We start from the raw sequence: 14,591 nt of genomic DNA, 5'->3' as shown, positions 1-14,591 counted from the left end.
GACCTCGTTAGGATTTAGGCTCGTCATAGCCTAAATCAAGTTCTTCTTGGTGATCGATAGGGACTTCTTCACGCCGACTTTCACGACCATGCATGAATCCTTCGATTAGCTGGTAAACATCATAACGGTCTTGACTGCTGAGTGTGTCACCATTAAACGTTAAACGTTTGCCAGACAGGAAGAGACGACCTAGGTCATACTCGTCGAGTTCAGCTTTACCGGTGAGATAGTCAAGTGAAACATCGAAAAATTCAGAGAGCTTACGGACTTCGATGTATGAAGGCGTACGGATGCCACGTTCCCAGTTACCAATTTGTGAGGCAGTGTTGGGCTTTTCTTGGGGCGTTAAATTTTCATTTAAATCATCAGCTAATTGATCAAGCGTGATGTGGCGGCCACGACGAATGGCTCGCAATCGGTCAGGAAACATGCTGTCACTTTCTTTCTGCATCACTCAGATGCGTTTCAATCCAATTTAATATTAACGCATAGACCTGCTCATGGTCACGTTCGTTCAAAATTTCGTGCCGCATTTGTGGCCAAGTTTTTAGAGTAACGTCTGTGTAGCCAGCGTGGGTAAGATGCCGTAAAAGCCGTTTTGGTCCCTGACCAAAGCCACCGACGGGGTCATGCTCACCGCTGGTGATGAGCATTGGCAACTCAAGGGGAATACCATCAAACCAATGTCTACGCGTTGCTAAGTGCGTCAGCTGAAAAAGCACTTTGAAGCCGTTATTTGTAAATGTAAAACCAGATAAGGGATCGGCGTTATAGCGATGCACGTTGTCAGCGTTAGCAGATAACCACTGAAACGGAAAATCTTCAGGAAACCGTTTTGCATATCCGCCAAAAGCTAAGTTATCGAGAAAATGGTTAGGGCGTTTAGGTGCCACAGAATTCAAAATGGACACAATTGGACGAACCAGTGTCAAAATTGGGTGATAAGCAGATGTCCCGATTAGAACAGCGGCATCGATCCAGTGGCCATACCTTGTCAAAAATACTTGGGTCATCATTGATCCCATCGAGTGACCAATGATGACGTGTGGTAGTCCAGGGTAGTTTTGGCGCAAGTATTTGGTTAATATGAATTCATCATCGATTAAGTGATCGACAGGCGCACGCGTACCAAAGTAACCGAGTGGTGTTTTTCCACCTGTATGGCCATGACCCAGATGATTGTCGCCAGCGACAACCCAGCCGTTAGCGGTTAACCATTGGGCAAAATCAGCATAGCGGTCGATGTGCTCGGCCATCCCGTGAACCAGTTGGATGGTGCCTTTAACCGGTTGCGTGCTTTCGGGGCGCCATAATCGTGCTTCGACCGTGTGTAAACGATCACTTGAGGGAAAAGTGAAGGTAGTGACAGACATAGGAACCTCCGGAAAAGGGCTATTTTACAAAGGGCTCAGATAGTTTCATGAATTCATCGATGTCTTTACGAACTAGGTTGGCACCGGACTGCCAGAAGTCTGGTTGCGTCAAATCAACATCCAGGTGTTTCTTGGCAAGTTCTTCGGTGGACATATTCGCAGTGTCACGTAGCAGCGCAATATAGTTATCCTCAAAGTTGCCACCGGATGCCTGTGCCTTAGCGTAAATGCCAAGACTGAATAGGTACCCAAACGTGTAAGGGAAGTTATAAAATGGCACATCATCGATGTAGAAATGTAACTTGCTGGCCCAAAAATGTGGGTGATAGGTGCCGAGATGATCAGAGAAGGCCCATTTTTGAGCAGCTAACATCATCTTGTTCAAACGATCTGGCGTGACCTGTCCGTTTTGACGTTCTTTATAAAAATTAGTTTCAAAGAGGTAACGAGCTCGGATATTCATAAACATGGCGACAGGATTTAGTAACTTAGTATCGAGTAGGTTGATTTTTTCGCCAACTGATTGAGCAGATTGAACGTTGGCATCTGCGACAACAAGTTCAGCAAAGGTTGATGCCGTTTCAGCAACGTTCATAGCATAATCACGGCGCATTTCAGGCAAGTCTTTGACAGCTTCATAGTGGAACGCGTGGCCAATTTCATGGGCAACCGATGACGCATCTTCGGGGGTACCAGTGTACGTTAGGAAGATACGTGATTCCTTATTTTCAGGAACATCTTCCATGTACCCACCAGGTTGCTTGCCGGGGCGATCTTCAACTTCAATCCATTGGTTGTCAAAGGCGGTTTGCGCCAAGTTTGCCATTTTAGGGCTGAACTTGCGGAAGTTGTCGACGATAAAGTCTGCTGCATCATCGTAGGCGATGTGCTTACTTTCAAAACCGTCAACCATGATTGGTGCAGACTGATCTTGCCAATCGAACTGAGTTTTACCCAGCAAGGCTGCTTTGCGATCCATGTAAGGGATGAACATGTCTTTGTTTGCTTCGACGACGTTCCACATGGTGTTTAAGGTCCGCTGGCTCATCCGATTTTGTTCCAATGGGAATTTCAAAAAGTCGTCGGTACCGTGTAACTTATAGTTTTGTAAACGGAAGCCTGTCAGATGATTTAATGTGTCAGCGGCAATGCTTTCTTCCTTGCCCCAGGCAGTTTCATAAGCAGCCATGATCCGTTTGCGCGTGCTGTTATCAGGTGCACCGGTCAATTGATTGAGCGCTTGCCCTGCAGACAGAGTGTGTTCTTTACCATCGGCGTCAACGTAAGGGACAGACACTTGACTGGCAATGGTATCGTAGTGTGAGCTCCAACCATGAAAACCATCGATACTAAGCTTGTTAATAACACTTTCAGTTGCCTCATCCAGCTGTTCGTTTGCATGTTGACGAATTTCACTGAGGTTAAAACGGAGCTCCTGAAAGGCTGGTAAAGCGGCTAACTGCTTAAAATCATCATCATTTAAAGCAGCTAACTTTTTGCCAAATGAAACTTCGATGTCGTCAAATTCCGTGCTGACTTCGCTCAAATGTGCTAATTTTGGCCCAATCGCTGCATTTGTAAAGTCAGCAGATTGATGTGCGGTCCAGAAGACACCAAGCTGTTTCAAACCGTCAGCAATTTCATTACGCTTCGTCAGGTAATTTTGCAAAGCAGTGTATGTAGGCTGATCAGCTCCTAAGTCTAGATCAACTACGGTTTGCTTAAGTGTTTCGATCGTAGTAACGAGTTCATTTAAGCGTGCAGTTGCAGCAGGTGACTCAAAGCCACCTGGAAAAATGTTTTCAAGGTTCCAATTTTGTTTATATTTCATGTGTAAAAGCCTCCGTTTACAGCGATGTTACCGCTATTATAGCAGTCCCACCACGGAAACGCCCGTTGTGAGAGTAATCATTTCGTGGTAAAGTTGGCTGATTGAAGTAGGGGGTTGACTAAATTGAGTAAAAGAAATTTGCGCCACGCCGGTGACCGAGAAATTCATCATGGGCATCGAGGACTCTGGATTAGTTTACTAGTGGTTGTTTTGCTACTAGGCGCAGGGTTGTTTGGTGCTGGGGCGTACTTCTTTAAGGTGGCTGAAGTCCGCAGCCACAAAGCATTTATTAATAATAAACCGATGGCTAAAAGTGATCCATTGTATCAAAAGGATCGCTGGTTTCGGGAACAACCGAAGGCAACGTGGACAATTAAGGGCCAGCCGGGTAATTTGAAATTAGTGGCAAATTATTTACCAGCTGCGCAGCAAACGGATAAGACCGTTGTGATTGCGCACGGATTTGGTGGCAATAAAGAAAAAATGTCAGCCTATGGGACGATGTTTCACGAGCTGGGTTTTAATGTATTGATTCCGGATGATCGTGCGGCTGGCGCATCACAGGGTAAATACATCGGTTATGGCTGGTTGGATCGAAAAGATTATTTGAAATGGATTCGCCAGGTTGTTGCCAAAAATGGCCAGCAAAGTAAAATTCTGATGTTTGGCGTTTCGATGGGTGGTGCCACGACGATGATGGTCAGTGGTGAACCAGATGTCCCTAAGCAAGTAAAAGCGTACATTGAAGATTGTGGCTACACATCGGTTGAGGACGAAATTAGTTACCAAGCAAAATCAATGTATAATTTGCCGGCCTGGCCACTGGTTCCCGTTGTCAGTACAATTAGTCAGGTACGAGCAGGCTATAATTACCACGAAGCCAGCGCTGTTAAGGCAGTCGCACGTAATCACCGGCCAATCATGATGATTCATGGCAGCAAAGATACGTTTGTGCCAACAAAAATGGTGCATGAAAATTATCGCCATGCAAATGGACCGAAAAAACTATGGATTGTAAAGGGCGCGAAGCACGCAGCTTCGTTTAGACATGACCCCAAAGCCTATCAAGAACATATTGAAGCATTTCTAAAAGAAAATTTTAAATGATTTGAGTTATGTAAAAAAAGAGCGTGAATCATCAGTCCGTAGGCAGCTATTTAGGCTACAAGGGACTGATGATCCACGCTTTTTTGTATGGTCGATTTTTAAATCAAGGTAGGTGACTGAATAAAATGAATTGTAAGACAACTAGGGTTATCCCAGCAACGACATAATCACGGATGCTAATCCGTAGTACTTTTAAATGTGTTCGCTGGGCATTTTCTGTAAAACCGTGCGAGGTCATCGCCTCGGCTAAATTTTCAGACCAATTTAGTGCAGCCACGATCGCCTTAAATAGTAACTGAGGAGACCAAAAATGGAGATTCACACCGCGCATTCGCGCACTTGCTCGAATGATGGCAACCTCACTATGAATTTTAGGGACAAAGTTAAATGCACCCAGCATTCCGTAAACGAAGGTCGTGGGGATGTGACCGTTTTGCTCAAGTGACGCTAAGGTTGCATTGGTGGTCGTCGCAGCATTAAAGAGTCCACCCAGAAATGCGTAGGCGTATATCCGTGTCGACATCACCCAGGCAAAATGGACACTGTGAGCTGTAGAAAAGTAGCGAATTGAAAACCAAATCCCAACTGCTGGAATTAATGGAATTAGTAACAGACGCACAAAGGTCAGCCAGTGAACACGATATCTCAGCATAACCACGATAGCGATGGCAATAATGACGACATTGGCCCAGATAACCGAAGTAAAGGAAATTTCGAGACCAACCAATAAGGTCAGCAGTAAAAGTAAGGTTGGATTCATAAGGTCGCCTCGTAAGCCAACTGCTTAGTACTTAGATGGAGATGCAAATCTGCATAAGCCGCGACATCGTTTAGTTGATGCGTAATCATAATGACGGTTTGTTTCTGCAGGTGCACGGCATCATGTAACAATTGCAGCACAGTGTGTACAGACTTTAGATCAAGCCCAGTTAACGGTTCATCTAGCAGTAAGGTTTCGGTTCCCATGATGAGCATAATCAGTACTTGAAGTTTCTTCTTTTGCCCTTCACTCAACGAATACACGACCTGATTTTCATGGCCAGCCAAATTGAGTTGCTGTACGGCATCGGCAATGCGTGCTTTGTCCCAATCAGGCGTTAATTGGTGTTGTTGACTAAACGCAATTTCTTCCGCCATGGTGATGTTTAAAAACTGACTGCTGGCTTGTTGAAATACTAGTGAAACTCGTTGTGCATAGGTACGCCGGCGCAATCGCTTGATTTCATGCGAAGTCCACTTTGCTGATCCAAAATAGGGCTGTAGGCGAACTAAGGCATCAAATAGCGTTGATTTTCCCGAACCATTAGCGCCGGTAATAACGGTCAAGCGTTGCTGAAATAACTGCAGCGCATCTTGCTGAATCAGTGGCGTTGTGTGGCCAACGCTAAAGTGATCGAGTTCAAAAACGGGCGTGGCATCAGCAACAGGGAGTGCGATTGCTTGTTGCTGATGTTGTGTCGCAAACTCATCAAAGCGCGCCTTTGCCACTATGGCTGTCGCGGACTCAACTTGGTGCGAAGCCTCGTTTAAAATAAAAAGATGGTCGATGCGTTTTTGATAATCGGCTAAATCGTGATCAGCAACAATAATGGTTTTACCATGGTCGTGCACAAGCTCCGTTAACCGGTTAAGTAAAAACAAACGTGCCTCTGGATCAATGTTGGCAAAGGGTTCGTCCAGAAGGATTACCTGTGAGTCCAATGCCATGATGACAGCCAGTGAGACCTTTTGTTGTTCGCCACCAGAAAGTGTTGTAAAAGTGCGATCAGCGAAGTCGGTCACATCTGCAAAGGCAAGTGCAGAGTCAACGCGCTTAGGAATTTCAGTTGGCACTACCTGGAGATTTTCCAAGGCGAAGACAAGTTCTTCACGTGGTGTTGACATGGCAAACTGTTCACTTGGATTTTGGAACATCATTGCGACCAATGGAGCCCGCTTTGCAGGCGTGAGCTTTGCCACTAGTTGATTGGCGACATGGATTGACCCGTTTTCTAGGAAACCAGTAAAAGCCGGGTATAACCCGGCGATTAGCTTCAATAATGTCGATTTACCAGTTCCAGAAGGGCCAGTTAATAAATTAAAAGTTCCCTGTGTGAAGGATAACGTTTGGTCGTTAATAACAGGCGGTAAATCCTTGGCATATTTAAATGTAACATGGTTTAAATTTACAATTGACATGATGACTCACTTTCACAGCAAGTGCTAAATTTGCTAGGCGTTGCGGTGGTCTAGCAGGTGTGAACGATCTAAGAGCTTTGTGATGCCTGAGACGAGTAATGCACCAAAAATCCACGTTGAAAGTAAACGCGTAATGAATAACGCAATAATTAACCAAAGATGATATGCGCCATATCCGGAACGAACGAGGTCCCAGATGAAAGTGACGATGGTGGTTGTTAATGCGGAGAGGGTCAATGAAAAAAGATCATAACGACGGTATAAAGTGGCGGTGAAACCTAATTCTGAACCGAATCCTTGAATAAATCCGGAAATTAAAGTACTGGGTCCCCATTGACCGCCAATGACGGCTTCGACCGCGGCAGCAAGAATTTCACCAATGGTAGCCGCGCCGACCTTGCGAATCATGTAAGCGGCAAGTGGTCCAGCCATTGTCCAAAGACCTAACAAGATGTCATTGGCAAAAGGCGCCATCCCAAAGGGGGTCAGTAGTAAGGTCAAACCATTGTAGAGAAAGCCTGTAACAAAGAAAATAATGCCCATAAAAATAGCAACAATTGACATGAGGATGACATCACGTAGATGCCACCGGTTCGAATGTGTGTCTTGTTCCATAAGCTTAACCTCCGTGGGGCATGAACCAGCGTTCAACAACCAATTGACTTGATCCGGAATTTATCGCTCACATAGATAATTCTGTGACAGTAAAAAGACCCCTCACAAAGAATTACCTGATGTGAGAGGTCGTAATTTCGGATTGAAAATGGTCCCGTGGTGGGAACCACACTTACGTATCTCCCTTCGTCGGTACTAACCGAATCAGGTTCAATGGGTTTTATCTCAGCCGCTAGGCACCCCAGATATATTTTGGTACGAACCAATAGTAGCGGAAACCGCCACATATTTCAAACAATGTTGTTTACACAATTTAGCGAGCGCGGCGTAAGGCGAGCGTGGCGCCGCCGATAATCGGTACGATAATGACGCCTGCAATCATTTCAGCAATCCCGTTTGCCCCAACGAGTGAGAGCAAAATCCAAGTGAAGGTGCCACTGTGTGGAATTCCTGGAAAATACAGGTGAAATCCGACAATTGTAATCCAAGAAAACAGGACAACTAATAAGGTGTTTGTAAAGGAAGATAAAAAACCAGCCAGGATTAACGCCAAAGGTTGATGGTGGCGTTTGACTGCTAATTCTTGGAAAACATAGCCGACAACAATGCCGATCATAATACGCGGGACGATTGCTGTCACTGGGTTTCTAAACAAGAAGGCACCTAAGTTATAAACGGTTGTCCAGGCCTGAATAAATGATGCCAATCCCCAGACACCGCCAATCAGGCCACCCCACCAAGGCCCCATTAAAATCGCTGCGATGGTAACAGTGAATTGAATGATAACGATCTGCAGACCGATAGCCGTTAGTCCTAACGGAATGTATCCCAGGAAGGGAACGAGTACTTGCACCAAAATAATGGCAATAAAAAGCGCCGCTAAGACGAGATTGTGTGTGTTACGTGAAGTCGTTGATTGCATAAGACTTAATCCTCCAGCAAGCTAATGTGGTTAGGCAAGCAGCATCCGAATGCCCATGACGATGTTGTAGAACCATAAAACGACTGAGATAAGACACAGTAGCCCAAAGAAAAGACCAGTTAACCAACCTAACCCTGCATTAGCACCATTAGTTAAACCATAGATGGCAACGAAAAAGAATAAGGCAAATGCCATGATTGTTGGCAATAGTTGGCTCCAAAAAGCCTTTTTCGCATTTGTCGTGATTGTTTGTTCGCCACTACCGACAATCCACACGACTAGTGGAAAAATGACTGGTAAGAATAAAATACTGAAATAACTTAGTGCGTTGACAACTTTATGTTCCATGATGGCACTCCCCAAAATTTTGTTTTCATTTTACGCCACTGATTACAGCGACGCTAGTTTTTACATTTGCGATGTGTCAAAAATATTAGTCTGTTGGGGACATAACTGAACTAAATAAATCGGTAGTAACAAAAAAACGTACAGTCTCCGTGACAAAAATACGTTTGTCGCGGTGGCTGCACGTTTTTAATAGCGCTTAATGTTTTGCAAATAAGTTTGTCAAGAGGTCCATGAAATGAGCCAAGTAACGATCTTTATCAACGTCGACAGCAACCTTCATGTTGGTTGTTGGGTCGTTTAGGCGAGCACTGTCACCAATCGTCCGACCAACATCAGCTGGGTTAGCAGCATCGTCATGGGTAACCTTCATGTTAAGGTCAATTAGCTTAGCGTAACTTTCGTCGATTGAAATACCGACGGCCAATGGGTCATGAATGGCACAACCATTTTTATCGATGTCTAAGTCATAGTAGGCATCGATGTAGTAGTCGGTGATGTCGGCGAACTTTTCACCGGCAACGGTGCCCAAGTCACGCCATTGTTGCGTTTCTTTCTTAGTTAATAATGTCCGTAAAGTAACATCCAAACCAACCATCGTTGACTTCAATGGTGAACGGAAGACACGGTCAGCTGCAGCAGGGTCTTGGTTAATGTTAGCTTCCGTGAAGGCTGTTACGTTACCAGGAACGGTGAGGGCACCACCCATGAAGGTCATGTTACCAATTAACTTAGCAACTTCAGGGTCCTTTTGAATGGCAGCGTCTAAGTTCGTTTGTGGACCAGTTGGAACCAAGATTAAGTTGTCACCGTATTCGTGGGCTGCATCAACGATGAAGTCAACACCAGAACCACTTTCAACAGGGCGTTTGGCAGTTGGAATTTCAACTTCCCCAATTCCGTTGACACCATGAATCTTTTGACTGATTTCCATTACGTCAAAGTGATCAGTGGTGCTAGAGTGTGATTCACCAAGGAATACAGGCACATCAGTTGCGCCCAGTAATTCCAATAGGTTCAGTGAGTTTTCAGCTGATTTGTCCACCAATACGTTACCGTATGATGAAACGATCCCAATCAAATCAACTTCTGGTGCAGCAATTGCATAAGCCAATGCCAACGCATCGTCAACACCGGTATCCAAGTCAAGAATCATTTTCTTTGTAGCCATCTTGTAACCCCCGCTAAATAAGATTTAATTCAGTAAAACGTTTAATTACACTATTTATAATAGACGAATGTAAGCCCTTACTCAAGTCTGAATCATTTTTTCTCATTGCTTTGTTACGGGAGTTAGTTAAAAAGTGAAACATTTAAAAAAATTACGTGCAAGTGAAAATAAATGTATTATTAATTAACGTAATTGTTCATAATGAGGGTTAACAAATTAAGTTACTAACCTAAGACTGATCAGGGTGGAGAAATCATGAGCGACGTAGATGAACAAAGCGACGAACAAAAAGTAATTCAAATTTTACAACAGGGCTATATCGGTAGTTTTCGTGCAATTGAAAAGGCACTTTCGAAAATTCCCGCCTCATATGGCGCTAGCTGGGGTAGTCTTAGTCTACTAGATCAGTTATCACAGCAGCCTAACGCAACGGTTGGCGAGTTAGCGAAAATAAACCATGTCAGCAGTGGCGCGATTTCAATTCGGATTAGTGATCTACTGAAGCAAAAATTAATTCGCCTGGAAGTGAATTCAAGCGATCGTCGTCGGCATACAGTCAAGTTAACCAAAAAAGGGCAATCTGTACAGACGAATCAGCGTGAGGAAGCGGGGCGTGTGGCACGATTGATGCTTGAAAAAATGGACTATCAACAAATTTGCCAAATGAATCAGTCATTCAGTCAGTTGGCACAAATTTTAACAGAAACATTCAGTGAACAAAGCAAGGACTAATGTATGGGTGCAACTTTATTAAGTTTACTAATTTTGAGCTATTTTATTCGTGGTCAATTTGAATTTGAACGTCCACGGCGCTACAAGTACTGGTTAATTCCACTGTACTCGGTGTTTATGTTCTTCCAGTTGTTTAAAAACACGCCGGCAAATATTACCGTTGCTGGTGTGATGGTCATACTGGGGATTGCTATCGGCGTTACCCAGGGACGTTTAGCGGTGATCAAACCAACACTTAACAATGACGGGCAAGAACGCGTGATGATTCGTGGTGGATGGCATTATTTAATTGGTTGGGCAGCCATTTTAGTGATTCAAATTGGTGTCACGATCGTGTTAGCACATCATCAGATGGACTGGCATGAACTGCGGAGCGTTACAAACGATAGCATGCTTGAAGAACTACTACCGTTTAAGCGTATTCACGAAGGTGGCTGGTGGGTGTTGTGGGCGTTATCAGCCAGCGCCAGCTTAAGTTATACGTTGACATTAATGCAACGGTCGCCGGCATTTCGGACGACAATTAGCCGGCATCGACATGAACAGCGCGCACACCGGCGATAAATCAAGAGGGTGGGACAAAAGTCGGGAAGTAGCGAGCAAGACCTAGAACGGCCGTACGGATTGGTTTTCAATCCGGTAGGTTGTTCGTAGTCTGCACAGCGACTTGACTTTTGGCGCACGTTTTCGCTATTGAAACTTAGAAAACAACAATGGGTCCGAGACATAATAGTTATGTCCCAGACCCATTGTTGTTTTCTAAATATTCACTAATTTAGAGTTCGTCAATAAAGATGTTATTGGCGGCTTTGAAGCTGACATCAATGTCGTTACCAGCTTCGGCAGCAGTTAAAGAAATCGGACCTTCAAATGGTGCATGACTATTGACGGTGAATTCTTGACCAACCACGAAGTTTAAACTTTCGAGGTACTCGAGCAGATCGTGATTATCGACGAAGCGCGATAACCGAATCTTAGCACCATCATTAACCTGCGCTAAGGTTGTCCGACTACCGACTTCGTAATTGCCTGCGGGATCGGGGATGGCGCCACCATGAGGACAATGTTCTGGATGGCCTAGGTAAGCGTCTAGTTTATCAATCATTTGATCACTAGAACTGTGCTCCAGTTGTTCAGCCTCTTGGTGCACGGTCGCCAGTGTGTAATCCAACTTGTCGAACAAGAAACATTCCCAAAGTCGGTGTTTACGAACGAGTTCTTCGGCTGCTTTGCGCCCTGATTTAGTGAGTGAAATACCGGCGTAAGGTGTGTGTGACACCAAGCGTTCTTCCACGAGTTTGTTGATCATTTCAGTAACTGATGCGGCCGCAATATCAAGGCTAAGGGACAGTTGCTTGTTTGAAACTTTTCCAGAAACGCCACCTAACTCGAAAATCATTTTTAGGTAGTCTTCCTTCATAGGAGTCATTATTTTCCACCTGTTTATTTAAATTTGTGCGATACACCATTTATAGCCCTTTTATTGTGAAATAACAACTGTCGGCACGTCTCATTATCAACATTTTAATGAACCAGTTAAGGCGTCAGAACTTGAGTTATGATACTTGCGACACTTTGACTACAAGTGTAATCTTAAGCTAAATATTAAACGAGCAGGAGATGATCACCGATGGAAGCAACGATGCAAATTGAAATTAGCGATGCTGAGTGGGAAGTGATGCGTGTCTTGTGGACCTTGGGTCATGCAACGAGTCATCAACTGACCGAGATTTTAACTGAAAAAATGGGTTGGAAGCCGGCCACGACTAAAACACTGTTGGGTCGCTTAGTTAAAAAAGAAATTTTAAGTACCACTAAGCAAGGAAATGCATTTGATTACAAGCCACTAGTAGAAGAAACCGCTGCGATGAATGCAGCGACACACGCGCTATTTAGTCATTTGTGTCAAATGAAGGCAGGGCAAACGTTGGCGGACTTGATGACTGATTTAACGTTCAGTCAAGCTGATGTTAAAAAGCTGCAAGCTGTGCTTGAAAAAAAGGCGCTCACTGCACCAGAGCAAGTTCCCTGCAACTGTTTGCCTGATTGTGAAACAGGACAGTGCTAATCGGTCAACCATGAGCTTCTTAAGAGAGGCTCATTGGTTGACCTTTTTCGATTACAATTGTAAACTCTAGTTACTGATTACATATGTAAACGAAAAATGGAGGCTTGAAGATGGATGATATGCACATGCAGCATGATATGAGCGGAATGAATGATGAAGACATGCACATGGACGGTATGATGCACATGGGCAATTTACGACGAAAACTATGGGTGTCAATTGCCCTAACGATTCCGATCATCTTATTAACGCCGATGATGGGGATGAAATTACCATTTCAATTGACCTTTCCTGGCTCAGACTGGGTTGTGTTGGCGCTGGGGACGATTCTTTTTTTCTATGGTGGAACGCCATTTTTCTTTGGTGCAAGAGATGAATTAAAAACCAGAAAGCCTGCCATGATGTCGTTGATCACTATGGGGATTTCTGTAGCATACATTTATAGTTTGTATGCGGTCTTAGCGAATAATTTGTTACACGTGCATCCACACGTCATGGATTTCTTCTGGGAACTTGCGACGTTGATCGTCATCATGCTTTTAGGACATCGAATTGAAATGAACGCGGTCATGAACGCAGGATCAGCGGTTGATTCATTAGCAAAGTTATTGCCAAGTGTTGCGCATCGAGTTGTAAATGAACAGGTGCAAGATGTTGCAATCAGTGACTTAAAGGTTGATGATCATGTTTCTGTTCGTGCAGGTGAGCAAATCCCGGCCGATGGTACAGTCGTGAGTGGTAGTACGAATGTTGATGAAGCGATGGTCACGGGTGAAGCCAAACGGATTGAAAAGCAAATCGACGATCCAGTAATAGGTGGTTCGGTAAATGGTGATGGTACCTTTGAAATGATCATTACAGGAACTGGTGAAACAGGTTATTTAGCGAAAGTGATGGATCTTGTTAGCAAAGCACAACAGTCTAAATCAGCGCAGGAAAACATGGCTGACAAAGTGGCGGGTACACTTTTTTACGCAGCGTTGACCGTTGCCGTTGTGGCCTTTATTACCTGGTTACTCGTTGGTAATTTGGCATTGGCTTTATCGGTGGCAGTAACCGTTTTGATCATTGCATGTCCACATGCGTTGGGTTTAGCGATTCCGTTGGTGATTGCGCGTAGTACAGCGATTGCAGCGCGCCATGGATTGTTAATCCGTAACCGTGATGCAATGGAGCGGGTGCACACATTAAAGTATGCCTTGATGGATAAAACGGGCACCCTCACAGCGGGCAACTTTAAAGTTCAAAATTACGGTAGTTATAGTGATGAGTTAAACAATCAGCAGATATTAGCATTGCTAGCAGGATTAGAACAAGGATCGAGTCATCCATTGGCAGTCGGCGTGTTGACGGCAGCGAAAGAAGCATCTGTTACACCTGCTGTGATTAGCAATGTTAAGCAGCTGACCGGTGCTGGATTACAAGGTGAGTGGCAAGCAAAGTTATTACAGCTAGTTTCAGCTACCTACCTAGATGGACAAAACCTGACCTACGATAAGGACCAGTTTGATAAGTTAGCCAGTGCCGGCAACTCCGTTAGTTACTTGGTGCTGGATGGCACAGTGATCGGGTTTGTCGCACAAGGTGATGAGCTTAAACCAGCTGCTAAAACTATGATTGAATCACTAAGAGCGCAGGAGATTGAACCCGTCATGTTAACGGGGGATAATCTTCAAACAGCCCAATTAGTAGCTAAACAGTTGGGCATCACCGAAGTTCATGCACAGTTATTACCACAAGATAAAGAAGCACTAGTCAAACAGTATCAGCAAACTGGTGCGGTCATGATGATTGGTGACGGTGTTAATGATGCCCCTAGTTTGGCTCGCGCTGATATTGGTGTGGCGATTGGCTCAGGCACTGATGTTGCAGTTGATTCCGCTGACGTTGTGTTGGTTAGAAGTGATCCGCATGATGTCGTTGATTTCTTGAATCTTGCTCGTAAAACAACCAGCAAGATGACACAAAACTTGTGGTGGGGAGCTGGGTATAATATCCTTGCCATTCCTTTAGCAGCAGGCATTTTGGCACCACTGGGATTCATGCTCGATCCGATGGTCGGTGCCGTTCTAATGTCACTCAGCACTGTTATTGTGGCAGTTAACGCGATGACGCTGCGTGTTCGCTAAAGTAGTGTGGTGAGTGTCTCCGCCAAAACAGGATAACAGTGAGCTCACTGCGTTCGCGGGCGGGAAACTAGCGTGCCTTACCGTTGCGGTCTTTGCGAATTCTTCGCAGCCCTCCACTTT

The 14,591-nt window shown here is 44.6% G+C and carries 15 protein-coding genes and 1 riboswitch; of the genes, 5 read left to right on the top strand and 10 right to left on the bottom strand.

The genetic code is table 11. The features are described 5' to 3' along the window. Positions 1 to 7 precede the first annotated feature (7 nt). The 3 genes from IV55_RS04285 to IV55_RS04275 are packed head-to-tail and all read right to left on the bottom strand — an operon-like array spanning position 8 to position 3,204. Positions 8 to 430: a helix-turn-helix domain-containing protein gene (locus IV55_RS04285; RefSeq protein ID WP_057809724.1), complete on the bottom strand. Its 423-nt coding sequence runs from the start codon at positions 428 to 430 to the stop codon at positions 8 to 10. Between the two features lie 4 nt (positions 431 to 434). Beyond that, positions 435 to 1,373, bottom strand: a complete 939-nt coding sequence (locus IV55_RS04280) for an alpha/beta fold hydrolase (protein WP_057809722.1) — start codon at positions 1,371 to 1,373, stop codon at positions 435 to 437. A 19-nt stretch (positions 1,374 to 1,392) separates the two neighbouring features. Continuing rightward, positions 1,393 to 3,204, bottom strand: coding sequence for a M3 family oligoendopeptidase (locus tag IV55_RS04275; RefSeq protein WP_057809720.1), 1,812 nt, complete (start codon positions 3,202 to 3,204; stop codon positions 1,393 to 1,395). Between the two features lie 162 nt (positions 3,205 to 3,366). On the opposite strand from IV55_RS04275, the gene IV55_RS04270 reads away from it, so the two are divergent. Continuing rightward, a complete protein-coding gene (locus IV55_RS04270) occupies positions 3,367 to 4,311 on the top strand; it encodes an alpha/beta hydrolase (RefSeq protein ID WP_057809804.1) in 945 nt (314 codons plus the stop codon). A 103-nt stretch (positions 4,312 to 4,414) separates the two neighbouring features. Here IV55_RS04270 and IV55_RS04265 read toward each other — a convergent pair whose 3' ends face one another. The 6 genes from IV55_RS04265 to IV55_RS04240 all read right to left on the bottom strand — a co-directional run bounded on the left by IV55_RS04265 (position 4,415) and on the right by IV55_RS04240 (position 9,542). Further along, positions 4,415 to 5,071 carry an energy-coupling factor transporter transmembrane component T family protein gene (locus tag IV55_RS04265; RefSeq protein WP_057809718.1) on the bottom strand — a complete coding sequence of 219 codons (657 nt, stop codon included), beginning with the start codon at positions 5,069 to 5,071 and terminating at the stop codon, positions 4,415 to 4,417. After that, entirely contained in the window at positions 5,068 to 6,489 is a 1,422-nt protein-coding gene (locus IV55_RS04260) for an ATP-binding cassette domain-containing protein (RefSeq protein ID WP_057809716.1), read from the bottom strand. The genes IV55_RS04265 and IV55_RS04260 overlap by 4 nt, the downstream gene beginning before the upstream one ends. Before the next feature lie 33 nt (positions 6,490 to 6,522). After that, positions 6,523 to 7,104 (bottom strand): ECF transporter S component, encoded by a 582-nt coding sequence (locus IV55_RS04255; protein WP_057809714.1) that lies wholly within the window; start codon positions 7,102 to 7,104, stop codon positions 6,523 to 6,525. 164 nt (positions 7,105 to 7,268) lie between these two features. Further along, positions 7,269 to 7,358: riboswitch (TPP riboswitch) on the bottom strand. A 59-nt stretch (positions 7,359 to 7,417) separates the two neighbouring features. Further along, a complete protein-coding gene (locus tag IV55_RS04250; RefSeq protein ID WP_057809712.1) occupies positions 7,418 to 8,026 on the bottom strand; it encodes an ECF transporter S component in 609 nt (202 codons plus the stop codon). A gap of 30 nt (positions 8,027 to 8,056) precedes the next feature. Next, positions 8,057 to 8,374 (bottom strand): magnetosome magnetite crystal formation protein family, encoded by a 318-nt coding sequence (locus IV55_RS04245; protein ID WP_057809711.1) that lies wholly within the window; start codon positions 8,372 to 8,374, stop codon positions 8,057 to 8,059. 196 nt (positions 8,375 to 8,570) lie between these two features. Continuing rightward, entirely contained in the window at positions 8,571 to 9,542 is a 972-nt protein-coding gene (locus IV55_RS04240) for a nucleoside hydrolase (RefSeq protein ID WP_057809709.1), read from the bottom strand. A 255-nt stretch (positions 9,543 to 9,797) separates the two neighbouring features. Between IV55_RS04240 and IV55_RS04235 the strand changes: the two genes are divergently transcribed. Next, complete coding sequence (locus IV55_RS04235; RefSeq protein WP_057809707.1) at positions 9,798 to 10,274, top strand: MarR family winged helix-turn-helix transcriptional regulator; 477 nt, start codon at positions 9,798 to 9,800, stop codon at positions 10,272 to 10,274. A 3-nt stretch (positions 10,275 to 10,277) separates the two neighbouring features. Then, positions 10,278 to 10,838 (top strand): hypothetical protein, encoded by a 561-nt coding sequence (locus IV55_RS04230; protein WP_057809704.1) that lies wholly within the window; start codon positions 10,278 to 10,280, stop codon positions 10,836 to 10,838. Positions 10,839 to 11,049: 211 nt separating this feature from the next. Here IV55_RS04230 and IV55_RS04225 read toward each other — a convergent pair whose 3' ends face one another. After that, positions 11,050 to 11,703: a metal-dependent transcriptional regulator gene (locus IV55_RS04225; RefSeq protein WP_057809703.1), complete on the bottom strand. Its 654-nt coding sequence runs from the start codon at positions 11,701 to 11,703 to the stop codon at positions 11,050 to 11,052. A gap of 201 nt (positions 11,704 to 11,904) precedes the next feature. Between IV55_RS04225 and IV55_RS04220 the strand changes: the two genes are divergently transcribed. Both IV55_RS04220 and IV55_RS04215 read left to right on the top strand, forming a co-directional pair. Next, complete coding sequence (locus IV55_RS04220; RefSeq protein ID WP_057809701.1) at positions 11,905 to 12,342, top strand: CopY/TcrY family copper transport repressor; 438 nt, start codon at positions 11,905 to 11,907, stop codon at positions 12,340 to 12,342. A gap of 110 nt (positions 12,343 to 12,452) precedes the next feature. Next, positions 12,453 to 14,471, top strand: a complete 2,019-nt coding sequence (locus tag IV55_RS04215) for a heavy metal translocating P-type ATPase (protein ID WP_057809698.1) — start codon at positions 12,453 to 12,455, stop codon at positions 14,469 to 14,471. The last annotated feature ends 120 nt before the right edge of the window (positions 14,472 to 14,591 follow it).

This window comes from Furfurilactobacillus siliginis, assembly GCF_001437435.1.
In the GTDB taxonomy this organism is placed as follows: Bacteria; Bacillota; Bacilli; order Lactobacillales; family Lactobacillaceae; genus Furfurilactobacillus; species Furfurilactobacillus siliginis.
Note: the sequence above shows the minus strand (reverse complement) of the source record. Positions and strands in the feature narration are given on the sequence as shown.